Genomic DNA, 24472 nt, shown 5'->3' with positions numbered 1-24472 from the left:
GACTTCCTTTCAGGACTGATTTATAGATTGCTTCAGTGCTTCAAGTTCAGTTTCTGTAAAATGATACGTCTCATTGCAGAAATGACAAGTCGCCTCCGCTCCATGATCTTCTTGGATCATGGCCTCTATTTCTTCTGCACCAAGTCCAATAATTGCTTGTTGAACCCGTTCTTTGGAACAGTGACAGTTAAATTGAATAGGCATGTGGTCGTGAATTTTAAGCGATTTATCACCCAACAGCTTCTCCAGGATCTCCTCAGGTGTACGTCCTTCTGATACTAATTGTGAAATTGGCGGAAACAAGCTGATTTGTTCCTCAAGGCTGCTGACAACATCATCATCTGCGCCAGGCATGACCTGAACGATAAATCCGCCAGAAGCTGCAATTGTGTGGTCAGGATTTACCAGAACACCCGCTCCGACAGCGGAAGGTATTTGTTCCGAGTGAGCAAAGTAATAAGTAAGGTCTTCACTGATTTCGCCTGAAGTAATCGGGACCTGGCCTGTGAACTTATCTTTTAACCCGGTGTCTTTTACAACACTCACCTGCCCATTTATTCCGACAGCTCTGGCCACATCCAGTTTCCCCTGAGCATTTAAATCAAAGTCTACGTGCGGATTGATGACATATCCTCTCACATCACCATTGGCGCGGCTGTCCACAATGATCGCACCCATTGGGCCGTCACCTTCTATTTTTAATGTTACGATGTCATCGCCTTTTTGCATCGCACCCATCATGGCTCCGATTGTCATTGTTCTTCCGAGTGCTGCACTTGCAGTTGCCCATGTATCCTGGCGTCTTCTCGCTTCTTCCACTGTTTGCGTGGATTGAACCGCATAAGCCCGTACAAATCCGTTGTAGGCAGTTGCCTTGATTAGATAATCGTTCATAATGACGCTCCTTTATGTAACTGATGATAGATCATGTTGAGCCCTTTAAGGGTCAAGTGTTTATCAACATGCTGGATGGTTTCCGACCCATGTGAAATTAGTCGTGCCAGCCCGCCTGTTGCAATAACGGTTGGGGTTTGGGATGCTTCTTGTTTCATCCGGGTAACAATGCCATCAACTTGTCCGACATAGCCCCAGTAGACACCGGACTGCATGGCAGAAACTGTAGACGTACCTACAACCCGCTCCGGTGTCTGGATCTCAATTTTAGGCAATTTAGCAGCTTTTTGATAAAGCGCCTCAAGTGAGACATTCACCCCGGGAGCAATTAGTCCCCCTGTGTATTGTGCTTTCTCATCTATATAACAAAAGGTTGTGGCCGTACCAAAATCAATAATAATAAGCGGTGGCTCGTATTCCGCTAAAGCCGCTTTAGCATTGACAATTCGGTCTGCCCCGATCTCCTGGGGATTGGGATAGGTCATTTTAATGATGGATGAGAAGTCAGCTTTCCCGATCACCAGCGGTTCGATATCAAAATACAGCCGACACATCTTCTCAAGCGCAAACATAATGGGCGGCACAACTGAAGATATAACGATTCCTTTAATATCTGCCGGTTTTATTTGACGGTGGTTCAGTAAAGATTCAATCAAGATCCCAAGTTCGTCTTCTGTTTGGTGACGATCTGTTTTAATCCGCCACTCATACTTAAGATGATTCTGTTCAAACACCCCAAGCACAGTATTCGTATTACCTACATCCACTACAAATATCACATCAACCATACCTTCCATTCATAATCTATAATTATTTTACCGATCAGAATACGCATTGTTCATATAGAACACAATTGTTTTTTAGAGCAGGCGTTGCTCGAACCTATTTCTTATAAATATAACATAATTTGGTTCACTAAAAGAAGAAGAAGCTAAAAACAACCTCCCATTTTAGTATGGGAGGTTGTGGTTTTTTTAGTCTTTCTTATCCTCATCATCAGATGGGGAATCATGATCCTGATTTGTACTTGATGTGTCAGGTTCTTCTGAGCTTTCGTCTCCATGCTCTTCTTTCGTCTCTTCACGTTCTTTTTCGTGTTTTTCTTCGGCTTTTTGTTTTGCCTCTTCGTAGGAAACGGGATCAGACTCCTTCTTATTGATGTTAACTTTAACATCTCCATCTTTTGATGGTGGTTCTTCTTCCTCTTCCTCGGGTTCAGGCAGTATGCCATCATCAAACAGAGATTTGATTTGTTTCGCATCAAGGGTTTCCACTTCAAGCAAGGTTTTGGCAACCAATTCAAGTTGTTCCTTGTGCTCTGTCAGAATCGTTTTCGCTCTGTCATAGCAGTAGTTAATGAAACTTTGGATTTCCGTGTCAATTTCATAAGCAATCTTATCACTATAGCTTGGCTCGTTCTGAATGTCTCGGCCGAGGAAGACTTCGCCTCCGCTGCCCCCAAACTGTAGCGGACCAATTTTGTCGCTCATGCCGTATTCGGTAATCATCTGGCGGGCAATGCTCGTTGCGCGCTGGAAGTCGTTGGAAGCACCTGTACTGACTTCCCCGAAAATGATTTCCTCAGCAACACGACCGCCCAAGAGCCCTGTAATCTTATCAAACAGCTCTGGCTTTGTCATGAAGTAGCGATCTTCTTTAGGCAACATGACCGCATATCCGCCGGCCTGGCCGCGTGGCACAATGGTCACCTTATGGACCGTGTCTGCTTCGTCCAAGACCATACCGATAATGGTGTGTCCACTTTCATGGTAGGCAACAATGTTGCGTTCCTTTTCAGATATGACACGGCTCTTCTTAGCGGGTCCGGCAATCACACGATCGATTGCTTCATCCACATCGAGCATATCGATTGTCTTTTTATCACCACGTGCAGCAACAAGTGCCGCTTCGTTCATCAGATTCTCAAGGTCAGCCCCTGAAAATCCTGGTGTACGCATGGCAATGGTTTTCAAATCTACACTGGAATCAAGCGGTTTATCCCGCACATGAACTTGAAGTACTTGCTCACGGCCTTTAACATCCGGACGGTTAACTGGAATCTGTCTGTCAAAACGTCCAGGACGTAGAAGTGCAGGGTCAAGGATATCCGGGCGGTTTGTCGCTGCGATAATGATAATACCTTCGTTCACACCGAAGCCATCCATCTCAACGAGCAGCTGGTTCAGCGTCTGTTCACGTTCATCATGACCGCCTCCGAGACCAGCGCCGCGTTGACGACCGACTGCATCAATTTCATCAATAAAAATGATACATGGTGAATTTTTCTTGGCATTTTCGAATAAATCACGGACACGGGACGCCCCGACACCGACAAACATTTCAACGAAGTCAGAACCACTGATTGAGAAAAACGGTGTTCCAGCTTCACCAGCTACCGCACGAGCGAGAAGCGTTTTACCTGTTCCCGGAGGACCGACAAGCAAGACCCTTTTGGAATACGTGCTCCAAGTGCAGAGAATTTGCGAGGATCCTTCAAGAATTCAACAACTTCAACAAGTTCTTGTTTCTCTTCATCAGCGCCGGCGACATCGCCAAATTTAACCTTGGCGTTTTCATCGCTGACGAGTTTGGCTTTGCTTTTGCCAAAGTTCATCATGCGACCACCGCCACCGCCGCCCTGGGCCTGGCTCAGAATGAAGAAAAAGATTAACCCGATGATCAGAAATGGAATCATCGTGGTCAACAAGGTCAAGAAGCCGCTGGGCTGTTCCTGCTCTTTCGTCTTTAACACACTCTGATTTTGTGCCTGTTGTATGATATCGTAATTCAAATCAGTGTTATCCGGAACCTGTGCAACAAATGGTTTCTTACCATCATTCAAAGTACCTGTGTATCGAACGATTCCGTTAACAGGCTGATACGTTACTTCATGGATTTCTCCATTGCTTAGAGCATCCATGAACTCTTGCACATTATATTCTTCAGCTTTATCACTTTGTCCTTTAAACAGGCTTAAAATACCTATTAATACAAGGAATATAAACACATATAAGACAACGTGTCGTATTACACGGCTCATTTGCAACCTCCTCCAAACGGGGAAAAACTATATTACATAGTACCATAGTAAAAAGTACCGGCACAACTAATTACGCTTACTAAAATATAAAGACAAAAACCGCATTGCTGTGTTTGCCTTGACACGGAACAAAAACAGGCTCGATCACGCTTCCGTTCCACCATAAATCTCAGGTTTAAGAACGCCGATATACGGGAGATTCCGGTATTTCTCGTCATAGTCCAGTCCATACCCGACAACAAACTCATTAGGGACTTCAAAGCCGATGACATCTGCTTTAATATCAGCAGTCCGTCCTGATGGTTTATCGAGAAGCGTCACAATCTTAATTGAATTGGCCTTCCGGTACTTAAACAAATCAACGAGATAACTTAGTGTTAACCCACTGTCAATAATATCCTCAATGATCAGTAAATCTCTTCCTTCCACTTTTGTATCAAGGTCTTTGACAATTTTAACCTCTCCGGAAGAGCGCATTCCACTCCCGTAGCTTGACACATCCATAAAATCCATTTCCAAGTGGATGTTCATATGTCTTAAAACATCCGCCATGAAGGGCATGGCCCCTTTCAACACACCAATTGCCAGGGGAAACCTGCCGTCATACTCTTGGGAAAGCTGTTGACCGATTTCCTCGCATTTTTTTCTGATTTCCTCTTCTGAAATAAGTGTGTGTTTTATGTCGTTATGCACGCAAACGCCTCCTATGAGTCTCCTTCAAAATAATCAATCTGAATATACGGGCCTTCTGCATCGCGGTTCTGGCCCTCCTCGTCTTTCTTCAATCCCGTCAGCCAGAGAATCCGTCCGCCTCCATCAACGATGACGGGCCAGGCATCTCGCTTGTGGAGCGGAATTTTCATATCAATAAATATGTCTTTGATTTTCTTGCGGCCGCTTAACCCTCTCCAGGACATTTTGTCTCCGGGGCGGCGCGTTCTGATATGTAGCGGCAAAGTAAGTTGCGCGGTAGGACTGACAAAACGGCAAGGTGTCGCTTCTGCCGGGGTATCTGTCACAACAGCAGTGAATCTTGAACCGTCAGCCCATACTGTATCCCCTGGAATATCAAGCTGTTGCTCATATTCACGCACTTCCTCATGACGTCTAAAGTAAAAAGACATTTCTCCGTACGATTTACTGATCATCAATTGGTTCGGAAAATCAAGAGTACGATTACTTTTAGAGCTGTTTAGCAGCGCAAAAAAGATAGATTCATGCCTATAAGATAAATGATCGGGCACTTCATTATACAGATATTTCAATATTAGATGATATACCCGTCTTTGTAAAGCAATCGGGTACAATTTAAAACGATCAATTTTAAAGACAGCTTTGTCTCCCATTTCGGAAAATGACACCATTTCTTCAGCTGCGTTTTCGGCCTCAGTATATAAATGCGCCTCATCTGCCTGGAGTGCTTCACTTAAATGCTGGACACCGATATGGAGGAGAGGGTTTTTCTCTTTAAGCACAGGGATTACACGTTTGCGGAAATCGTTGCGTGTATAATCCGTTTCTTCATTAGAAGCATCACGCCGCGGCTCGATATGCGCTGCTCGGCAATATGCTTCAATATCTTCTTTGGAAACTGTAAGCAGCGGTCTGATAATGGTTCCGCCCGCAAATGGCCGCACAGCCGGTATACCGGAAAGTGCACGAGAACTGCTTGCACGGGTAAGATTCATGAGCATTGTCTCGGCCTGATCATCCCCATGATGCCCAAGAGCAAGATGGTCGGCGTGTGTCAACAACATCTGCTCCTTAAAAAACCGATAGCGCAAATGGCGTGCTGCCACTTGTGTTCCGGTACCATACTTTGATTTATACGATGAAACATCAACAGAGGTTCCAATAAAGTTAATACCCCACTCGTCACAGATATGTTTCACATAAGCATAGTCATCCATCGAGTCCTGACCACGCAGCTGATGGTCCACAGAGATAGCCTTGAGGGTCAGATCATATTCTTCCTGCATGGTTTTTAATAAATGCAAAAGGGCCATCGAATCCGGACCGCCTGACACTGCGACAAGCACAGTGGAGCCTGACTCGATCATCTGATGACGTCTGATAAATGCCTTCACAATTTCTTTCATTTTATGTTCGCCCCATTAGTATATTCCGTCCTTACTATTTTAACACAGCCAAATGTATTTCTGAATGATGAAAGTTTGATTAGGGAAAAAGAAGTGATGTTACGTAATACAAAAGGGCAATAACTGCAATTGCCCCAGAGTCCTGATACAACGCTCGTCTGGAAGGAATGCCGGACCCTGGTCCCAAACGGAAGTTTTCTCTTTGTTTTCGGTAGAGCAATTGAGATATATCCCGCTTCATGGCGTGGCTTGATTGATAGGTCCCGTTTAGAGCCTTCATTAACACTGGACGATACATAGCCAGCGGGCGTGCTTTTTGCAATTTGTTCATGAGTGTCGCTTTTGGATTTGCACCTTTTTCAAACCGCCGTGGGTAGCCAAGATGCAATGCAACCATGGCGACTGCAAACAAATCATAACCGGGATCCGCTTTCCGGGACCCCATTTGCCAGTATCCACGATCAAAGAACTCCGTATATTCTTTTACCGCACGTCCGATCTGTGTGGTGCCCCCGACATCCACCCACCTGAGACGAATGGGCGTCTGAGTGACGAGTAAATTATCTGTCTTCAAATCACCAAATACCCAGCCCGATTGATGTAAATGCCCGAGGTCGTCCAAGAGCTGCATCAGAAAAACGCCAATCCATTCGTGACCTCTGGACCGGACGAATGTATGCAATGGGTACCCATTGATATACTCCATCACATAGAATGTATAACGCTGACCATTCGGCGCCACCCAATCGTCTACATCAAGCAAAGAAGGCCCAAGACGTTTGCCCTGGACCTTTGCAAAAGATTTCAGCACGTTGACTTCCACCGTGAGAGATGCACTTTGTTCACTTATTTTAAGTGCGGCTTGCTTGCCTGCTCGCCTCGTTAAATAAACCGTTCCAATGGCACCGGATCCAAGTTGTCTATCAATCACATATGTATGCTGATGCCATTTCCCGGTGATGGTAGCTCCCGGACGGATATGATTATCTGGCTTCGTCGATGTCGGATTCATGCCGCATGCTCCTCAACAACCGTTTTTTGCCAAACTGATGCATAGCCTCCTTAATAGCCGGACCTGTTGGCGTGATACCGCCACTCGTCAGCTTTGGAAATACTGTTGACACCGCATCAAGCTTCGGAGACCAATTAAACACTTTGTCAATTGGCTTGCGTTTACCCGGAAAACTGAAGATACTGAAACGATTGCGTCCTATTCGGGCATTGAGACTGATTGATAAATCGATTAATGCTTCTTTGACCATTTCCAGCTTGTCATACATACTGGCACTGGTATCCACAAGGACCAGGACTTCTAAGTCACTCGTTTCACCCATCTCTTCAACCACTTCCATAATTTCTCCGCGCTTATCGGGCTCTAATTCTTCCATACCTTTGCCCGGGCCAAGGATTTGTTTCAGCTCCTGGTTCACAAACCCTTGAAGTGTTTGGGTCATCGCCTGCTGGGTCACCATTTGGACAGTCTGAGCCAGCATTTCTTTATAGACAAGTTGACTGACCCCGCCGCCTGATGCCGCGATGTCTTCAACTTCCTGAAGACCATGGGGCTGTTCACTTTGACCATCTTCCAAAATGCCAATTACGTTAACAGTGATTCCTTGCTGGCTAGCCAATGCAGCCGCTGCAGCCGGATCTTCACCTTTGTTCGAACACCCATCCGTAATCAATAGTATTTGCTTCAATGTTCCTCTCTGCATATTCTGCACCTCCAATTATTCCACTACCATCATCACCGAAAAATGATGCTCATATACATGCAGTTGGAGGTGTCGGCCTCTTTAGCGGGCTTTTTGCTGATAGATTGGTATAGATGACCATTCAGGTGTGTGTTTCACCACTTTTGTGACCAAGACAGTCATATCGTCCGCAATTTCCCCTCCCCGCGTTCTGACGACTTCTTCCAACAGCAGATCAGCTATGGTTTGCGGATCATTTGTCTGCATTTCACGGACTTTGCGCTTTAGCCATATATCCGTATTTTGAACATGTTTGGGCCCATCAAATATACCATCACTCATCATAATCAGCAGATCTCCAGATTGCAGTTGTTCATGAACAATATCCACATCAAACTCTTCAATGATGCCCATCGGAAGGTTACTTGCTTCGATTTTAAACACCTCTTGCCCGCGCTTAATGAAGCTGGGCATTGAGCCGATTTTTAAAAATCTCACGTAGGCATTATGCAGATTGACCACGGCAAGGTCCAAGGTGGCATACATTTCATCTGTTGTTCTCAGAGCCAGGATAGAGTTGATGGATTTAATCGCAACGTGCTCCGGAATGCCCGTGTGCAGAATTTGCCGCAACAGCCTGAGTGTTTCTCCACTCTCTTCCCTCGCACGGCTGCCATTGCCCATACCATCACTAATCGCGATGGCGTATTTCCCTTCCCCGAGCTCCATCGTCGTATAACTGTCACCAGAAATGACTCCGCCTCCCATGGCAGCGTTGGCAATACCGGTATGAACTTCATATTCCTTGGCCGAACCAAATGACAGATAGCAATACCCGTTTGGAAAAGGTGAGATCTCTTCTTGCTTAACGACCACAATTTCATCCAGGATTTCTGAAAGCATGGGAGCAATTACTTTTGGCCCTTCTCCGTGGTACTCATAAAAAGATAAAACCATCTCAATATCGATATTGCCCTTTTCCAGCCGGAATATATCCAGCTTCTCCAGTTCTATACCAATCGCCTCAAGCGCCTGGAGAATTTCCGTTTCCTGTCTTTCATGCTGCTGATGTTCCTTTAATATTTCCCGGGAAAAGTCGTCCATCACCTCAGAAACACCTTGAAGCTGATCAGCGACAAACCGCTTACTTTCAAACACTTGCTTCTTCAACTTTCGATTGGCTTCAAAGAACGATAATTCTTCTCTCATGGTATCAATAACTTTCTTAGACTTTACACAATGGTTCTCAAACTGTCTGTTCAGTGTGCTGGAAGGGGCTTGGTGTTCTGTAAGTTCTTCTTTAAGATTTTCCATCAGTGTATAGGTCTTATCAAACTGGTTCTGCCAGCAGCGATCTTTCATAAAACAAAGCTGGCATGTGCTTTCGGTCACTTGACTCAGGAAATAGTCTGTTTCACGTCTGTCATCCTCTTCTTCCATGACATGATCTTTATAGCCTGAAAAGCTCTTCGACAACGCTTCGAACACATCAGAAAATTGCTCAACACGTTTAGCCGTCACATTTCGTACTTTTTGTAAATACTGTTCTTGTTCATTTGTATACTCATCAGTGCCGGGTATGTAGCGCGAGATCTGCTTGAACATGCTTGCCGGGGTCAGCAAGAACAGAAACACAGCTGCAAATGATTCAATCATTGACGGCAGAAGAACGGACGTTTCCCCGTAAATACCAACAAGGAAAGTTCCGACAACAAGACCGGCGCTGACACCAATTTTTTTCCCTTCTTTAAGAAGACCTCCAAGCAGTCCGGAAAAAGCAAGCAGGCTCATTTGATACAGATCTGCCACATTGGCAAGCGATAAGATTAATCCTGCTACAACACCGACCGTGGATCCAATCGCTGCCCCTCCAACAAATGCTAGGATTAACACAACATATCTGGAGAAAACCTGTTCAAAGGACGCATCATACAATTCCCAACCAATCGTTCCGGTCAGAACAGAGGCTACAAGAATAATCATTGATACAATTTCTTCGTTTTTAAGAATTGGTCGGTACTTTTTTGGTGATAAGAGTGGAATACTTTGCATAAAGATAAGTATGAGCACTGCTCCAAGTACACCTTCCACGACCATCAACATCCATTGATGGGATGAGATCACCCCTGTCATCGAATAGAGAAACAGCCGTGCTGAAACCGTGGATAGAAAAATAAACACAGGAATAAGAATGGATTTTTTACTCGACTGTTTGAATACACCGGCAAGAAAAACAAATACAATTAACGCAAGCGTCACAAATAAACCGTGCACCACGCTGTACGTCAGCGCCCCAGCGATCAATGCCAGCATCACCCGGGGTGCATAATGTTTATGGATCGAGAAAACCGTTGCAAGAAAAGCGACTGCAAACGGAGAAACTTCCGAAAGAATGACCGCTCGTCCCAGCAAAAACCCGACGATCACATATACCCAGCCTTTTACAAGCAGTACATGCTTCAGCTGGTTTGTAATGCGTTGATGGAATGCCTTCTTAACTTTCTCACGTTTCTGGTCGACACCTGCTACTGCTACCGTTTCAATCATACGAATCACGCCTCCTATGACCGTTATTAAATCATAGTCAGGTTCTTTTTTTTGTCAAAATGAGTGGACAGGCTCTGAAAATCGTTCGACGTGTTTCGGGCTTATCAACGTTCCGGGCGAAAGCTGTCCCCCGGGTCATAAACGGCTGGCAGCAACCGATTGACTTGAAAAGGAGAGATCCATATCCCACACTGGTGAAACTGAAAGCGAACATGCTTGCGGTGTGATTAACAAAGGTATATGTAGAAATTTGTTGCCTTTGATAGAGAGAACGGCATTTTTTTACATAGCGTGAACAGATGAAGGAAACTGTTCAAAAACTATTTTTTCTGTTGACACAACTCCATGAGTGTTGTATGATATTTTTTGTTGACTATTTGGCGGCGTAGCTCAGCTGGCGAGAGCGTACGGTTCATACCCGTAAGGTCGTGGGTTCGATCCCCTCCGCCGCTATTACGAAAAAGCAGTAGCGACCGGTTGTCCGGTCAGATGAAAAAAGGGTTCTAAGTCAAATGTTGGGGTGGGCACTTAAATGCCCACTCCTATTTATGCCACTCGAGTATTAATACGCTTGTATTGATGATGTAATAAAATTCTCATACGGAAGCGATCGAAACGTTGAAACCCAAAAGCGTTACGCTTAATAACTTTCGTCTGATTGTTTAGACCTTCAATATAGCCGTTGTTAAGATCAAAGGCAAAACTATTTATGATTTCCTTTTGCCAGTTTTGCAGGGTTTCAATTGCTTTTTGGAACTCCACAACTCCGGAAGACCTGACCAGATCATAAAATTCATATAAGCGGTCTTTGATCACCTTTAGGTGATCAGCCCCTAAAGCTTTCGCTTCCTCAAACCAATGCCGATAAGCTTCTTTTAACTGGTATGCTTCTCTTAAGTAATCTGATTGACTTAAGTAATAATCCAAATACCAACGTTGTTTAGAAGTTAAATCCTCCGGCTTTTTGTGGAAGGCATGTTTCATACGTTTACACTTTTTCCTGTCATAATCTATAAATTCCTTTTGAACCTTTATTCTTACCCGTTCCAGTGCCCAATGGATATAGCGGCAAAAATGAAACCTATCAGCTATTACAATAGGCCCGCCTAACGCCTGGTCTACAGCTGCTTTAAACGATTGACTCATATCCATTACGACTTTATTAACCTTCTGTCCATGGTGGTGTAAATAAGCCTTGAGCGTATCCTTTTTACGGTCGGGTAAAATATCAAGTGTTCTTCTGTCGACTGGATCTGCAATAATGGTTTGATACTTTTCTCCACCAGCATCTCCTTTATACTCATCAATCGCAATAGTGGAAGGTAGTTCCTTTGTTTCGTCAAGCATGCTGGATCCAATGGCGTCAAAACGTCTCATCACGGTTGTAGGAGACGTCCCCATTCGTGCAGCGACATCCGCAAAATTCTTTCCATGAATCACCTCAAGACCCATTGCTTGTTTAAACTCAACTGATTGTCGTTGATAACGCTCAACGAGAGGGTTATCTTCAGGGAAGCCCTTTTTAGGGCAATCAGAGTGTTCGCATTTATACCGACGCTTACGATAAAAAATGTAAGTGTGTCTTGTAAACATCTTGGTATGCTTAACTTTTTGCTTACGATAGTCATGAACTTTATTTGTCCACCTGTGGCACACAGGACAGCGATGGGGCTGGATTTTAAGCTCCACATGGATATGAACGCAATCTTCAAATTGAAGGGAGTTAGTAATCACAAACGCTTCAAATCCTGGTAGGTGTATGTTATTATTCAATTGCACGCAGCTCCTTTTTTGGTTTGTTTGGTCTAAACAAAGTGTAACAAAAATAGGAGTTTGCGTGTTTTTTCATTTGGAATTTTTTAAAACCCCAACATATATTGTAGAGCCGAAAAAAGCAGGGACCACATATGTGGTCCCTGCTTTTTTATATAAATGAGCATATTTAAATAGACAGCAACTGCTATCCTCTTTTAGCACCTCGACCTCCGCGTTTGGATTCCGTGTGCTTCTTTAAAGAGGCCAAACGGTCTTCTGAGTCTTTGAGAAACTGATTCATTTTCGATTCAAATGATTCCGTGCGCTCCCGTGGCTTTTTCTGGCGCGGCGGCCGATCTTTTGCTTTTTTAATGGATAGCCCGATTTTGCCGTCATCTTCCACATTGAGCACTTTAACCGTCACTTCATCTCCCACTGAAAGATGGTCTTTGATGTCCTTGACATAGGTGTCGGCGACCTCACTGATATGCACAAGCCCCGTCGTACCCTTCTCCAACTCCACGAATGCACCGAAATGTGTGATTCCGGTCACCTTACCCTGCAGTTTGCTGCCTACTTCGATCGACATAAAGAAAATGCTCCTCCTTAGATTTTTGAGAATTTGACATCGCGTAAAAAGGTGTCAAATTGATACATCCTCTATATAGTATAGTCAATTTTATAAAAGTGTGTCAATAAGAGGGCTCTTCATTCGGCAGTTTAAAAATTAATTCACCTTTTTTTGAGAAGAAATAATTTGTTCTAGCGATTTCAAGCACATATTCGTCATCGTTTAACAGCTTGATTTCTTCCCTCAAATCAACTTCAGCTGACTTTAATTTTTCCAGTTTCTCAGTCATTTGTTCGTACTCGGCCTGTTTCGCTGACTGGATACTCCTCTGTTTCACATGATAGGCTGTCATGCCGCCTACGATCAGCAGCATAATCACTGCAAAAAGAACAAGCCGTCTGATCAGTCGTTGTCTTTTTCTGTTTTGACGTTCAACATGTGCGTCATATTGCTTCATATAACTGGATTCTAACTTAGTGACTGTTCTTTTTGCAGACATCTGATTATGACCTCCATTTATTGATGAAATAGGCAGCTCGTTTTTTGATGATATTCTCTATTGTACTATAAAACCCTGCCAATTTGTGGATGAATCTCTGAACGCACTCTGGCATCAACCGATAAATCAGTTTGAACATCCATTTTACAGGCCAGTATATCACTTTAAATAGATAAATGAAAATAGAAAATAATAGATTCAATATAAATAAGACAGTCACCACAAGCACATGAAACAGCCATTTTAGGGGGAGGACAAACAGTACTCGGAAAATCCGGTGCAGTCCATGAAGGATCTGTCGTATGATGGCGATTGCTTTTTCAAGGATTCGTTTATAAGTTGGGGCAGCCAGTGCCCGGTAGGCCGAGTAACCGAGCAAACCGGCAAGAAATACATATATCCCAAGTTCCCCGTTATTAACCAGAAATAAAACATAAAACAAAAGAAGTGACTGCACCAGCCAAAAAGAAATCTCCATGACGTATAAAAGAAGCAGGCGATTTTTCCAGTGAATGGACAACCGCCGATGTGTATCCTGGGCCATGCCCAGATAAAAACCTCCTGAAATCATGGCGATCATCGTCATCAGCTGAACACTCAATGTCATCTGAAGAGCTTGCTAAAGAAGCCTTTAGCTTTCTCCTGTGAATGCTCGTCCACATAGGACAACTCGTAGATCCGGCCTTTAATTGAGACCACACCTTCAGCGACATCAAGGTTTTTCAAGTGCAGGTTTTGTCCGCGCACGATCAGATAACCCATGACCGTCTCCAAAAGAAACTCTTCATTATCAAAGCTGTCGACTTCTTTAACCCCTGTGATCTCAATGCTTTTTCTGTTAATAATCTTTAAGTGGTGTTCCTTTTCAGCACGTGGCGGAACGGTGGTTTCCTTGTTATAATAATTCATCGCTAAGCCCTCCTTGTCCATACCAGTGTATGCACGGATGGACAAGGGTAGAACTATTCTATTCAGCCAATCTTTCTTCTTTAATGAGTTTATACAACATTTCTGCTTCGTCTTTTTTCACATGTTCCTTCATAGCAGTCACTTCAATGGTTACGAGCTTCTGCCCAAATTGAATGGTAACCTGATCACCGACCGCTACATTGGCAGATGCTTTGGCTTTTTGACCATTTATTGTGATCCTTCCCTGCTCTGCAACATCTTTAGCCAAGGTACGTCGCTTGATCAATCGTGATACTTTCAAAAATTTATCCAAACGCATAATGCATTACTCCCCTTCCTTTGTCTTAGCTTCATCCCAGTACTGATCCATCTGTCGGAGCGGAACATCCTGGAGATTTAAATGTTGTTCAGTGATTTTATTTTCAATATAGCGAAAGCGGGTTGCGAATTTGGTGTTAGCAGTATTTAAAGCCAACTCAGGATTAAAGCCAATGTGACGCGTCAAATTAACCATAACAAACAACATATCTCCTAATTCTTTCTCGAGAGCTGTCGGGCTTTCATGTTGAATGGCTTCTTTAACCTCATCCATTTCCTCAGTCAGTTTATCCCAAATTTCAGTTTCGTCATCCCAGTCAAATCCAACTTTAGCGGCTTTTTTCTGGAGCTTATAAGCATGGACCAGTGCCGGAAGTCCCTGTGGTATCCCATCGAGCAACGACTTACGGGTGGCGCTTTTTTCTTCTGCTTTAATTTGGTCCCAGTTTTGATAGACTTCTTCGACGGTATCTGCCTGTACGTCTGAGAAAACATGGGGATGACGATGTATCATTTTATCGGTCAACCCTTTGATTACGTCATCAACTGTGAAAAATCCGTTGTCCGCACCAATCTGACTATGGAGCATAACCTGAAGAAGCACATCTCCAAGCTCTTCTACAATGCCCTCATCATCCTGCTCATCAATAGCTTCAATCAGTTCATACACTTCTTCAATGGCATGTTCTCTCAACGATTCGTGTGTCTGAGCTCTATCCCAAGGACAGCCGTCCGGTCCGCGCAATTCCGCAATGACGTTTTTGAGACGTGAAAAGGTGTGATTCAGCAGAGCATTTGGAACCGGCGGGATATAAACCGTTGTCAGGTTATTAAAGATGTTCTCATGATCCAGGTCGCTGAGGGTTTTGGATATCACTTTTTCCTCGGATGTTCCTGCACCATCGACGACCGTAACGATATAGTCGGCCGGCAACTCTTCCAGAAGCGCCAGTTTAACATTGGAAGCAATCATTCGGTCATACACTTGAGCAAAAATGATCCCTTGACCGAGTTTGATGTCCTCTCGTTTAAAACCGGTCGCGTCAAGCAGCTGAAAGCCGTCAATAGGGTCAATGCCGAGTGATGTAAATAGATCATCAAGAAAGCTTTGCCCACCACTGATTGTGACAGCAGCGTCAGGATGGCTTTTTAACAGCTGGACGGTTTTTTCTGCCATCATGGGGTGACCGGGCACGGCATAGATCACACGGCTTTTTTCACCCGCCTGTAGCAGTTCGTTCACAATGGCTTCATAGACTTCTTCAAATGTATCATATGATTCGTAAATGTGATCAAAGGTATGGAATGTTACACCCTCAGCTTCCAACGTTTTAATGACTGGATGCTCTCCGGTTCGTGCGTAGACTGGCCGGTTTTCGGCTTTCAACTGTTTATAGACGCCAAGAGGCAGCTGGTCAAGATCTCCTCCTCCAAGGCCAATAATATCGATGTGATGCGTCATTCGAATCATCCTTTCCGGAGTTTCATAAGTTTTGAAGCAAAAGGAAGCATGCTGATGTCATCATCGTCAAGCGCTCTAAGCTTAATGAGGATGGTGATATAAACCACTGCGCCCGCTCCCACAAGCCCTGTCACGTAAAGGGTCAGAACAAGACGGGAGGTGATGAGCGAGAATGGCAGCAGGACCTTCACAGCTAAAAGCAATCCGGCCATGCCGGACCCTGCTAAACTGAAAGCCCGCCATCTGATCACACCTTTATAAGAGAGCCCCGGAAGCTTGATGTAAAGCAGCACCAGTACCGCTGCAGTCAGGAGTCCGAGTGCCACGACCGTCGCAGCAGCGCTTCCTTTCAGGCCCCACATCGGCACAAACGCCATGTTCCCGATCCACTTGATTATGCCTGCCGATACAATTAACAATCCGGTCCATTTCATAAGTCCGATACTTTGTAAAATCGATACACCTGTTATTGAGATCGAACTCAGCAGGAGAGCCAGTCCCAGTATTCGCAGCGCGCCAGTCCCCTCGCCATTTTCATACAGCAATGTGTTCGTTTCCGGAAAAATCAGTACCAGACCAATCGTCGCGCCACCTGCCAGATAAAAACTAAACGCCAAAGCACGCCGTATGGGACCCTCTTGTTTTAAGCCCTGCTTTGTAATGGTGGGAACCAGCGCAAGGGCGAATGAAGAGCCCAGGACAGTACCGAGCTGAACGAGCGGCTGCCCCCGGTCGATGATGCCTTTTGCTGTCATCGCATTCTGTTTCGTAAGGCCATAATCTTCAAGGTGCGGTACCAGTGTCAGCATATCCACCGCCTGAATGACAATCAATGTCATATGGTTAAGTGCAGCCAGCAAACCAAACCCGGCAATCACTTTAAATATGTAAAACCCTGAGAGGCTTGAAGCAACGGCTTTTGTTTGATAAACAGCGCTATCTCTCCGCCAAAATAAGACCAGTACGATGATAGCGAGGACGGCGCCTGTTATTTGAGCCGCCGCACCGATGACCACAATATCATAAAGATTTGCGCTTGTTTGGGTGATGAGAAAAGCACCGAATGTAATGATCAGGGCTCTCGCAAACTGTTCTGTCACCTGTGAACCAGCGATAGCTACCATATTCCCATGAGCTTGCATAACCCCACGAAGAAGCGATGTAAAAGGGATCAGCAAAAACACAAAGGCGGTCACCCGGTACCCATTCGCAAGACTTGGATCACCGGTCATATGTGCAAGGAACTGTGCGCCTCCGTATAACATAATGAAAAAGAGACCATTCAAAATAGCCAATGCCAGCCAGATGCGACCGTAAAATGCTCTACTGCCGGAACCAAGTTCCCTATCGTTTTCTGCAGTAAGCCTTGAAACAGCTGAAGGAAATCCGTAAAGAGCGAGCATCAGTGCCACACCAAGAATGGGATACACTTGCTGATAGATGTAAAATCCGGTGTCACCGGTGAGGTTTTGCAGGGGAATTCGGTAGCCTGCACTGAGCATCTTGCCAATAAACCCAGCCACTGTCAGCAGCAGTGCGCCTTTAATAAGGCCTTGAGATTGTTCAGCTTTCATGATTAAACGCCTTTCATTGCCGGTAAGTTATGTTCCGACCTTGTCTGGTTTTATTATAGCACAGAGAATTGCGGGGAACAGAAAGAAACAAAACCGCGCACTTATGAAGTGCTGCGGTTTTGTTTTGTATCTATACTGTTTTTGAAGTTGAATTATTCCATTTGCTTGGCAAGGAAGCTTGCTGCAGTGGCGACAGATTTTTCTTCCACTTCCCCGATCGTTTCTTCTCTTGAGAAAAGGATAACGCTGCCGATCGGATCTCCATTGGCAATAATCGGACTCAAGCAATAGGATTGAATATCTTCTTCTTTGTCTTCCAGTAATTCCACTGCTGATGTATCTGTTTCCAAGAGGGTCGTACGGTTTTCCAATGCTTTCTCAAGCTCCGGCCCGATATGTTTGTTAAGATAATCCTTTTTTGATTCCCCTGCAACAGCAATCACCTCATCCCGATCACAAATCAGCACAGGATGATTTAATGAATCAAACAATGCCTCGGCATATTCCTGAGCGAAATTACCCAGTTCATTAATCGGTGAGTACTTTTTTAAAATGACCTCGCCATCACGATCAACGAAAATCTCCAGTGGATCACCTTCGCGAATACGCAATGTTCTTCTAATTTCTTTCGGGACAACAACCCGGCCCAGATCATCAATGCGTCTTACGATACCAGTTGCTTTCATATTAAAGCCTCTCTTTCCTTCAATGATTGATTCAGCATGTATCGACATGTGAGTCATTCATAAAGTGTGTAAAAAACACCATTTATGGGTTTAGTATGAAGCAACACCAAAGAACTATTCATTGTAAAACGGAATTCTATTCTAGTCTGTCTACTTCGCTGAGACGATCGATTAATGCTTGAACCGTTTCATACCGATTGTGGTCAATATCTTTGGAAGAACGGATGATCACTTTCAGTTGTTTGTCCTCTGTACCGAGCTGGACATGCCTGCCAAATTCATTTGCCAGCTGAAATAATTTCGCACCATCGATTCTCTGGCTCCGGTTAGCTTCAATCAGCAATTCAATCTTTTTATTGACTTCTCGAACAGACTCGACCCGTTCGCGCTTGGCCAGCATTTTAGTTGCCGCAACCGTCAGCAAATGAGCAACTTCTTCAGGATAATCTCCAAACCGGTCGATCAATTCTTCCTGAAGAGCCTCAATATCATCCTGACTGCTCACAGCCTGAACCCTTTTGTACATCGCAATCTTCTGTTTTTCATCGTCAATATATGAATCAGGAATATACGCATCCAGCTGAAGGGCCAATTCAGGTTCAAACAGCTCAATTTCGTCCAATTCTTTTCCGGCTTTTCGAGCATCGATGGCTTCTTTAAGCATCTGAGAATACATATCAAAACCAACCGAGTCGATAAAGCCGTGCTGTTGGGACCCGAGCAAATTCCCTGCCCCTCGAATGGATAAATCACGCATGGCAATTTTAAAGCCTGACCCCAGTTCAGTGAATTCTTTAATCGCCTGCAAGCGTTTTTCAGCCACTTCGGTTAAAATCTTGTCCTTTTGGTAGGTAAAATACGCGTAAGCAACGCGATTAGAGCGTCCGACACGCCCTCTTAACTGATAAAGCTGACTCAGACCCATCCGGTCGGCATCATACACGATAAGCGTGTTGACATTCGGGATGTCAACACCGGTTTCAATAATAGTCGTGCTGACAAGAACATCGTATTCCCCTTCCAAAAAGCCGAACATGACATTCTCGAGTTCTGTCTCATTCATCTGTCCGTGTGCTACCGCAATCCTGGCATCTTCTGTAATCATCGAAAGATCCCTGGCCATCTTATCAATATGTTCAACACGGTTGTAAAGGAAGAAAACCTGTCCCCCGCGTGACATTTCCCGTTCAATCGCCTCCCTGAGAACAATCGGATTGTACTCGGTCACATATGTCTGAATCGGGAAACGGTTCTCAGGCGGGGTTTCAATCACCGACAAATCCCGAACCCCGAGCATAGACATATGCAGTGTACGCGGGATTGGTGTAGCAGTTAATGTTAAGACATCGACATTTGATTTCATCTGTTTAATTTTTTCTTTATGTTTAACTCCAAAGCGCTGTTCCTCATCCACTATGAGAAGCCCAAGGTCCTTATACTGAACATCTTTGGACAGAATTCTGTGGGTGCCTATGACCAGATCAACTGTCCCTGTCTTCAGGCCGCGCAGCGTTTCCTGATGTTGTTTCTTTGTACCAAAGCGGCTTAGAATGCCAATTTCCACAGGCTGTTCCTGGAACCGTTCACGAATGGTCTCAAAATGCTGCTGAGCAAGAATTGTAGTGGGCACCAAAATGGCCACTTGTTTGCCATCTGCAATTGCTTTAAAGGCCGCTCGAATAGCCACTTCTGTTTTCCCATAACCCACATCCCCACATAAAAGCCTGTCCATGGGGCGTTCGCGTTCCATATCCGCTTTGATCTCCTCAACACATCTGATCTGATCCTCTGTTTCCTGGTAAGCAAATGCTGCTTCAAATTCTTCCTGAAGGGCTGTATCTTTGGAAAAGGCGTATCCTTTTCTTGCTTCCCGCTCTGCATATAGCTTAATCAGGTCATCAGCAATATCCTCGACAGACGACTGGACCTTACGTTTCACCTTAGTCCACTCAGAACCGCCCAGTTTATACAGTTTTGGTTCTTTGCCTTCAGAGCCGACAAACTTCTGAACCAGATCAATTTGGTCAATCGGAACATATAATTTATCGTCACCCGAGTATCGAATCAGCATGTAATCCTTGTGTTTGCCAGCAACCTCGAGTGTTTCAACCCCTAAATATTTCCCAATGCCGTGGTTGGCATGAACGACATAATCACCCGTCTTCAATTCCTGATAGCTTTTAATGCGTTCTGCATTGGATATTTTTTGACGTTTACGCGGTTTACGCGTTTTCTTTTTGAACAATTCATTTTCGGTTATAATGACCAGCTTATGCATAGGGAATTCAACACCAGCATGCATCGCGCCTATCGTGATAACCGGCTCTGTTTGATACGGCAGTTCCAGTTCATGTGACACAGCTGCAGACATATCGTAATCATGGAGGATCGACTGGATTTTATCAGCCCGATGGTCATTCGGTGCCAGTATGACGACAGAGTACTCCCCTTTTTCCCAACGCTGCAATTCGCTTTTGAGCAAGTTCATTTGACCGTGAAATTCCTGCATGGGACGTGAGGACATATTTATGATGTTTTGTGGCTGGGTATTTGAAATATGACGCAGAAAAACACTCAGATAAATGCGCTGACGCGGGGTCATGTTGTCCCAAATCGTTTGCCAATCATAAGAAAAACGCATATCACGTACCATTTGACTTGATTCAAGCAAGGAGCTGTACCACTCGGCCTCTTCTTTATCCAAGTATGTGGCTGTCTCTTGAATACGGCTCATTTCGTCAAGAATCACCAAACCATTATCGGGTAAATAATCTAGTAAACTTGCTGGCTTTTCATAGAATAAGTCAACGTACTTGTACATGCCTTCAAACGGGTTCAAACTTTTAAATTGCTCGATATCATACTCGATCACACCTGCAAGTGTTTCCTTCTCATCGTTCGTCGAAAGTTTCCCTAGTGTTTCGGCAAGGGAGGCTTCAAGCCGCTGCCCTGCCCGCATCATATCCTCTTCACTCAACAGCCATTCCGTGGCTGGGCCGGTTGTTAAAACGTCTTTTTTAGCCAATGAGCGCTGGGTTTCAGCATCAAACGTCCTAAGGGAGTCCACTTCATCATCAAACAATTCAATCCTGAGCGGATCACTTTCCGTTAAAGGATAAATATCAATAATGCCTCCGCGCATGCTAAATTGACCTGGTGTATCCACCATGTCTGTCCGCTCATAACCCATATGAATAAACGCTTTTAAATAAGCGTCAATATCGATAACATCTCCCACACTAAACGACAATTGGTATTGTGCCCAATATTTACTGGGAGGGAGAGTCCGTTTTAAAGCAGCAACAGGGGCTATTAATATGCCCGACTGCCTGGTCGTCCACTCTGTTAATGCGTCAATGCGCTGGCTTTTCAATTCTGGGCTGGCAACAGCGATCTCTGAGGCAATCAGTTCGTTGACCGGGTATAAAAAAATGTCTGTATCCGGTGCGAGCTCTGACAAATCGTCATAAAGCTGTTGTGCCTGGGCAAGTTGATGCGTCACAAGCAGAACAGGTTTATGGGCAGCTTCATGAATCATCGAGACTGTCAAACTGCGTCCCGATCCCGAAGTACCTGCTACAAGCTGTTCCATCATGCCGTTTTCAATCCCTGACATGATTGATTGTATGTCTTCACTTTGCTGTAAATACTGTCGAATTGCTTTCATCTTCTTACCCCCGAGTTATTCAAACATCCCAAAAAATAAAAGCAAAAACGCCTTGGGCAGCTGCCAAAGCATTTTAAGCTTATATGTTATTGTATAAAATGATCCAGTTCATGGTAGCCCGGATGGCGGCCCAGGGATTCCTCACAACTCTCACAGATGGCGTGAACATGAACATCCCCATTATCCTGGTATTGAATCATTTGCTGCTTATCTTCTTGAGACAATCCATCCCAGCCAAGCATTGATGCATCCGGAACCGTGCTGTTCTCAAGTCTGCCAATTTCCTGTCCGCAATGGTTGCATAAATATATGATCATCATAGACAAACCTCCTCGAAAAAAATCGGGGTCTTTCAAAGTTTGTCCGAACAACACCAATTTATACCACCATCACATACATTGGCATAACCTTATCACTTACATACCCTTTTTTCAGGTATATGCATCACTTAGCCGTTAAATTCATTCATAACCTCAACAAAAGGCTTCTCCATCCAACTCTCAATCGCATCTGCAGCTTTATGAATACTTGCTTCAACAGATTCTTTCTCATGTTTGGCAAATGGATTGAGCACATAATCAACCACTGGCGTACGATCCTCAGGACGGCCGATCCCAATTCGTATGCGGTTAAAAGACTTTGTCCCAAGATGATCAATTAGTGAGCGGATGCCGTTATGCCCGCCATGGCCGCCTTGCTGTCTCAGACGAATTTTGCCTGCTGGTAAGTCAAGATCATCGTAAACGGCCACAATATCTTTGGGTTCGATCCCATAATAATCAGCCAGGGGGCCTACAGATTTACCGGACAGGTTCATAAACGTTTGCGGCTGCACCAGCAGAATCTTTTGTCCCGAAACATGCTCAACTGTATACTTACCTTCAAATTTGCCCTGATTCAGCTTCCAGCCATAGCGCTTCAGAAGTTCATCTACAGCCATAAACCCAATATTATGGCGCGTTTTTTTATACTTTCTGCCGGGATTACCCAGCCCTACAATACATTTCATGTTATCTGCGTCCTTTAACTTCAGTTTCACCGGGGCAAACACAACAACCCCTCCTGTGAAATATCAGGAGGGTTGTCTGATTTGCTGTATGATTATTCCTCTTCTTTGTCTTCGTCAGCGTCAACCAGTTCCGGTTCAGCTGTTTCGTCACCGGCTGTTGTTTCAAGCTCCTCTTCAGTGGTTGGCGGAAGGATTGTTGCTATCGTTGTGTCTTCTTCGTCAAGAATCTCGTATTTGTCAGATGTCGGAAGATCTGCAACCGAAACCACATCACCGATTCCAAGCTCTGAAACGTCAACAACAATTTCTTCTGGAATATCTCTTGGTTTTGCGCGGACCTGCAATACGTACATTGGCTGCTGCAGAACACCGCCTTCTTTCGCACCCTCTGGTTCGCCTTCAAGACGGATAGAAACTTCAACGTCCATTTCAGATTTCATGTCAACGATGTAGAAGTCTGCATGGATTAACTGATCGCGAATAGGATCAATCTGATATTCATGCAGCATAACGTCTACTGTTTCACCGTTATCCACATCGAGTGAAATAATGGCGTTACGTCCTTCGTCACGGACTGTTTTAATCAGCTCAATGCTATCAACAGAGATGGATTTGGCTTCTTTATCTTTGCCATAAAGAACTGATGGCACGTGGCCTTTCTCTCTGATTTGTTTTGTTTCAGATTTTGTATGATCGTGTCTTTGACTTGCTTTTAATGTAACTGTCATCTTATTTACCTCCGTAGTAATCGTTTTTAGTAGTATACCATAACCTGAATTCTTGTTAATCAAACAGCTTGCTGACAGATTTCAGTTCATGGACTCGTATGATGGCCTCACCAATTAGTGAAGCAACCGAAAGTTGGGTGATTTTACCGATATTTTTCTCATCAGGAAGCGGGATCGAATTCGTGACAATCAGCTCTTTGATCTGGGAATTCTCAATCCGCTCAATAGCTGGACCGGATAAAACCGGGTGTGTACAACAAGCATACACTTCTTTAGCGCCATTTTCTATTAATGCGTTTGCGGCAAGGGTAATCGTGCCAGCTGTGTCAATAATATCATCAATCAAAATAGCTGTTCGGCCTTCAATATTACCGACTATATTCATGACTTCCGCCACATTCGGTGCAGGCCGTCTTTTATCAATAATGCCGATAGGGGCTCCCAGTCTGTCGGCCATTTTCCGCGCCCGGGTCACACCGCCGTGATCGGGGGATACGACAACGACTTCTTCCAGGTCCATCTTTTCAAAATGGCTGGCCAGAATCGGTACACCTTGCAAATGATCGATTGGCACATCGAAAAAGCCTTGAATCTGTGGTGCATGCAAATCAAGCATGATGACACGGTCGGCGCCAGCTGTTTGCAGAAGATCTGCCATGAGTTTCGCTGCAATAGGCTCTCTTGAACGCGCTTTACGGTCTTGTCTTGCATAGCCGTAATAAGGCATGACAATGTTAATGGAACGTGCAGACGCGCGCTTAAGTGCGTCAATCATAATCAGCAGTTCCATAATGTGCTGGTTTACCGGCGGGCATGTTGACTGAACAACATATACATCATTGCCGCGAACACTTTCTTCGATGTTAATCTGGATTTCACCGTCGCTGAATGTGGACACCGTACATTTGCCTAAAGTGGTACCAATGTGATTTGCAATTTCTTCTGCCAGTTCGCGGTTGGAATTCAACGTAAATACTTTTAACGATGAATCCTTGTAGCTGGATGCCATGATAATTACCC

General features: G+C 44.6%; 21 protein-coding genes, 1 tRNA gene and 1 pseudogene. 1 reads left to right on the top strand and 22 read right to left on the bottom strand.

The window, feature by feature from the left end:
* Positions 1 to 9 precede the first annotated feature (9 nt).
* The 8 genes and pseudogenes from hslO to spoIIE all read right to left on the bottom strand — a co-directional run bounded on the left by hslO (position 10) and on the right by spoIIE (position 10274).
* Positions 10 to 894, bottom strand: a complete 885-nt coding sequence (gene hslO, locus JNUCC1_RS08520) for an Hsp33 family molecular chaperone HslO (RefSeq protein WP_156644991.1) — start codon at positions 892 to 894, stop codon at positions 10 to 12.
* Entirely contained in the window at positions 891 to 1673 is a 783-nt protein-coding gene (locus JNUCC1_RS08515) for a type III pantothenate kinase (RefSeq protein WP_331713731.1), read from the bottom strand. The genes hslO and JNUCC1_RS08515 overlap by 4 nt, the downstream gene beginning before the upstream one ends.
* A gap of 195 nt (positions 1674 to 1868) precedes the next feature.
* Positions 1869 to 3934: pseudogene (ftsH, locus tag JNUCC1_RS08510) on the bottom strand (ATP-dependent zinc metalloprotease FtsH).
* 144 nt (positions 3935 to 4078) lie between these two features.
* Positions 4079 to 4627: a hypoxanthine phosphoribosyltransferase gene (gene hpt / locus JNUCC1_RS08505; RefSeq protein WP_331713674.1), complete on the bottom strand. Its 549-nt coding sequence runs from the start codon at positions 4625 to 4627 to the stop codon at positions 4079 to 4081.
* Between the two features lie 11 nt (positions 4628 to 4638).
* On the bottom strand, positions 4639 to 6033 hold the full coding sequence (gene tilS / locus JNUCC1_RS08500; protein WP_156644987.1) for a tRNA lysidine(34) synthetase TilS: 1395 nt from the start codon (positions 6031 to 6033) through the stop codon (positions 4639 to 4641).
* 79 nt (positions 6034 to 6112) lie between these two features.
* Positions 6113 to 7045: a serine/threonine protein kinase gene (locus JNUCC1_RS08495; RefSeq protein WP_156644985.1), complete on the bottom strand. Its 933-nt coding sequence runs from the start codon at positions 7043 to 7045 to the stop codon at positions 6113 to 6115.
* On the bottom strand, positions 7017 to 7748 hold the full coding sequence (locus tag JNUCC1_RS08490; protein WP_156644983.1) for a vWA domain-containing protein: 732 nt from the start codon (positions 7746 to 7748) through the stop codon (positions 7017 to 7019). Before JNUCC1_RS08490 ends, JNUCC1_RS08495 begins: the two co-directional genes overlap by 29 nt.
* Before the next feature lie 81 nt (positions 7749 to 7829).
* Positions 7830 to 10274 carry a stage II sporulation protein E gene (gene spoIIE / locus JNUCC1_RS08485; protein WP_156644980.1) on the bottom strand — a complete coding sequence of 815 codons (2445 nt, stop codon included), beginning with the start codon at positions 10272 to 10274 and terminating at the stop codon, positions 7830 to 7832.
* Positions 10275 to 10653: 379 nt separating this feature from the next.
* Between spoIIE and JNUCC1_RS08480 the strand changes: the two genes are divergently transcribed.
* A tRNA-Met gene (locus JNUCC1_RS08480) sits at positions 10654 to 10727 on the top strand.
* 93 nt (positions 10728 to 10820) lie between these two features.
* Here the strand turns inward: JNUCC1_RS08480 and JNUCC1_RS08475 are convergent.
* The 14 genes from JNUCC1_RS08475 to JNUCC1_RS08410 all read right to left on the bottom strand — a co-directional run bounded on the left by JNUCC1_RS08475 (position 10821) and on the right by JNUCC1_RS08410 (position 24461).
* Positions 10821 to 12047: an ISL3 family transposase gene (locus JNUCC1_RS08475; RefSeq protein ID WP_156644978.1), complete on the bottom strand. Its 1227-nt coding sequence runs from the start codon at positions 12045 to 12047 to the stop codon at positions 10821 to 10823.
* 187 nt (positions 12048 to 12234) lie between these two features.
* The gene (locus JNUCC1_RS08470; protein WP_156644976.1) at positions 12235 to 12618 is read right to left on the bottom strand and encodes a S1 domain-containing RNA-binding protein; all 384 of its coding nucleotides are present in this window, start codon (positions 12616 to 12618) and stop codon (positions 12235 to 12237) included.
* Between the two features lie 103 nt (positions 12619 to 12721).
* Positions 12722 to 13099, bottom strand: coding sequence for an FtsB family cell division protein (locus JNUCC1_RS08465; RefSeq protein ID WP_156644974.1), 378 nt, complete (start codon positions 13097 to 13099; stop codon positions 12722 to 12724).
* 4 nt (positions 13100 to 13103) lie between these two features.
* Positions 13104 to 13706, bottom strand: coding sequence for a spore cortex biosynthesis protein YabQ (gene yabQ, locus JNUCC1_RS08460; RefSeq protein WP_156644972.1), 603 nt, complete (start codon positions 13704 to 13706; stop codon positions 13104 to 13106).
* Entirely contained in the window at positions 13703 to 14008 is a 306-nt protein-coding gene (gene yabP / locus JNUCC1_RS08455; protein ID WP_156644970.1) for a sporulation protein YabP, read from the bottom strand. The genes yabQ and yabP overlap by 4 nt, the downstream gene beginning before the upstream one ends.
* Before the next feature lie 58 nt (positions 14009 to 14066).
* Positions 14067 to 14327 carry an RNA-binding S4 domain-containing protein gene (locus JNUCC1_RS08450; protein WP_156644968.1) on the bottom strand — a complete coding sequence of 87 codons (261 nt, stop codon included), beginning with the start codon at positions 14325 to 14327 and terminating at the stop codon, positions 14067 to 14069.
* 6 nt (positions 14328 to 14333) lie between these two features.
* Positions 14334 to 15788 carry a nucleoside triphosphate pyrophosphohydrolase gene (gene mazG, locus JNUCC1_RS08445; protein WP_156644966.1) on the bottom strand — a complete coding sequence of 485 codons (1455 nt, stop codon included), beginning with the start codon at positions 15786 to 15788 and terminating at the stop codon, positions 14334 to 14336.
* A 5-nt stretch (positions 15789 to 15793) separates the two neighbouring features.
* Positions 15794 to 17362, bottom strand: coding sequence for a putative polysaccharide biosynthesis protein (locus JNUCC1_RS08440; protein ID WP_156644964.1), 1569 nt, complete (start codon positions 17360 to 17362; stop codon positions 15794 to 15796).
* Positions 17363 to 17514: 152 nt separating this feature from the next.
* Positions 17515 to 18048 carry a stage V sporulation protein T gene (spoVT, locus tag JNUCC1_RS08435; protein WP_156644962.1) on the bottom strand — a complete coding sequence of 178 codons (534 nt, stop codon included), beginning with the start codon at positions 18046 to 18048 and terminating at the stop codon, positions 17515 to 17517.
* A 136-nt stretch (positions 18049 to 18184) separates the two neighbouring features.
* Positions 18185 to 21715, bottom strand: a complete 3531-nt coding sequence (mfd, locus tag JNUCC1_RS08430; RefSeq protein WP_156644960.1) for a transcription-repair coupling factor — start codon at positions 21713 to 21715, stop codon at positions 18185 to 18187.
* 86 nt (positions 21716 to 21801) lie between these two features.
* Positions 21802 to 22035 (bottom strand): anti-sigma-F factor Fin, encoded by a 234-nt coding sequence (locus JNUCC1_RS08425; RefSeq protein ID WP_156644958.1) that lies wholly within the window; start codon positions 22033 to 22035, stop codon positions 21802 to 21804.
* Positions 22036 to 22163: 128 nt separating this feature from the next.
* Positions 22164 to 22724, bottom strand: a complete 561-nt coding sequence (pth, locus tag JNUCC1_RS08420) for an aminoacyl-tRNA hydrolase (RefSeq protein ID WP_156644956.1) — start codon at positions 22722 to 22724, stop codon at positions 22164 to 22166.
* Positions 22725 to 22816: 92 nt separating this feature from the next.
* The gene (locus JNUCC1_RS08415; protein ID WP_156644954.1) at positions 22817 to 23452 is read right to left on the bottom strand and encodes a 50S ribosomal protein L25/general stress protein Ctc; all 636 of its coding nucleotides are present in this window, start codon (positions 23450 to 23452) and stop codon (positions 22817 to 22819) included.
* A 55-nt stretch (positions 23453 to 23507) separates the two neighbouring features.
* A complete protein-coding gene (locus tag JNUCC1_RS08410) occupies positions 23508 to 24461 on the bottom strand; it encodes a ribose-phosphate diphosphokinase (RefSeq protein ID WP_156644952.1) in 954 nt (317 codons plus the stop codon).
* Between the last annotated feature and the right edge of the window lie 11 nt (positions 24462 to 24472).

The organism is Lentibacillus sp. JNUCC-1 (assembly GCF_009741735.1).
GTDB lineage: Bacteria > Bacillota > Bacilli > Bacillales > Amphibacillaceae > Lentibacillus_B.
The sequence above is the reverse complement of the archived record's forward strand: the minus strand, read 5'-3'. Positions and strand labels throughout refer to the sequence as shown.

Excerpts from the sequence above, each read along its gene's own strand:
- hslO (WP_156644991.1), bottom strand. The coding sequence starts at position 894 with ATGAACGATTATCTAATCAAGGCAACTGCCTACAACGGATTTGTACGG.
- JNUCC1_RS08415 (WP_156644954.1), bottom strand. The coding sequence starts at position 23,452 with ATGACAGTTACATTAAAAGCAAGTCAAAGACACGATCATACAAAATCT.
- JNUCC1_RS08410 (WP_156644952.1), bottom strand. The coding sequence starts at position 24,461 with ATGGCATCCAGCTACAAGGATTCATCGTTAAAAGTATTTACGTTGAAT.
- JNUCC1_RS08450 (WP_156644968.1), bottom strand. The coding sequence starts at position 14,327 with ATGCGTTTGGATAAATTTTTGAAAGTATCACGATTGATCAAGCGACGT.
- mfd (WP_156644960.1), bottom strand. The coding sequence starts at position 21,715 with ATGAAAGCAATTCGACAGTATTTACAGCAAAGTGAAGACATACAATCA.
- JNUCC1_RS08490 (WP_156644983.1), bottom strand. The coding sequence starts at position 7,748 with ATGCAGAGAGGAACATTGAAGCAAATACTATTGATTACGGATGGGTGT.
- yabP (WP_156644970.1), bottom strand. The coding sequence starts at position 14,008 with ATGAATTATTATAACAAGGAAACCACCGTTCCGCCACGTGCTGAAAAG.
- JNUCC1_RS08425 (WP_156644958.1), bottom strand. The coding sequence starts at position 22,035 with ATGATGATCATATATTTATGCAACCATTGCGGACAGGAAATTGGCAGA.
- tilS (WP_156644987.1), bottom strand. The coding sequence starts at position 6,033 with ATGAAAGAAATTGTGAAGGCATTTATCAGACGTCATCAGATGATCGAG.
- JNUCC1_RS08465 (WP_156644974.1), bottom strand. The coding sequence starts at position 13,099 with ATGTCTGCAAAAAGAACAGTCACTAAGTTAGAATCCAGTTATATGAAG.
- spoVT (WP_156644962.1), bottom strand. The coding sequence starts at position 18,048 with ATGAAAGCAACTGGTATCGTAAGACGCATTGATGATCTGGGCCGGGTT.
- spoIIE (WP_156644980.1), bottom strand. The coding sequence starts at position 10,274 with ATGATTGAAACGGTAGCAGTAGCAGGTGTCGACCAGAAACGTGAGAAA.
- mazG (WP_156644966.1), bottom strand. The coding sequence starts at position 15,788 with ATGACGCATCACATCGATATTATTGGCCTTGGAGGAGGAGATCTTGAC.
- pth (WP_156644956.1), bottom strand. The coding sequence starts at position 22,724 with ATGAAATGTATTGTAGGGCTGGGTAATCCCGGCAGAAAGTATAAAAAA.
- JNUCC1_RS08470 (WP_156644976.1), bottom strand. The coding sequence starts at position 12,618 with ATGTCGATCGAAGTAGGCAGCAAACTGCAGGGTAAGGTGACCGGAATC.
- yabQ (WP_156644972.1), bottom strand. The coding sequence starts at position 13,706 with ATGACATTGAGTGTTCAGCTGATGACGATGATCGCCATGATTTCAGGA.
- JNUCC1_RS08440 (WP_156644964.1), bottom strand. The coding sequence starts at position 17,362 with ATGAAAGCTGAACAATCTCAAGGCCTTATTAAAGGCGCACTGCTGCTG.
- JNUCC1_RS08495 (WP_156644985.1), bottom strand. The coding sequence starts at position 7,045 with ATGAATCCGACATCGACGAAGCCAGATAATCATATCCGTCCGGGAGCT.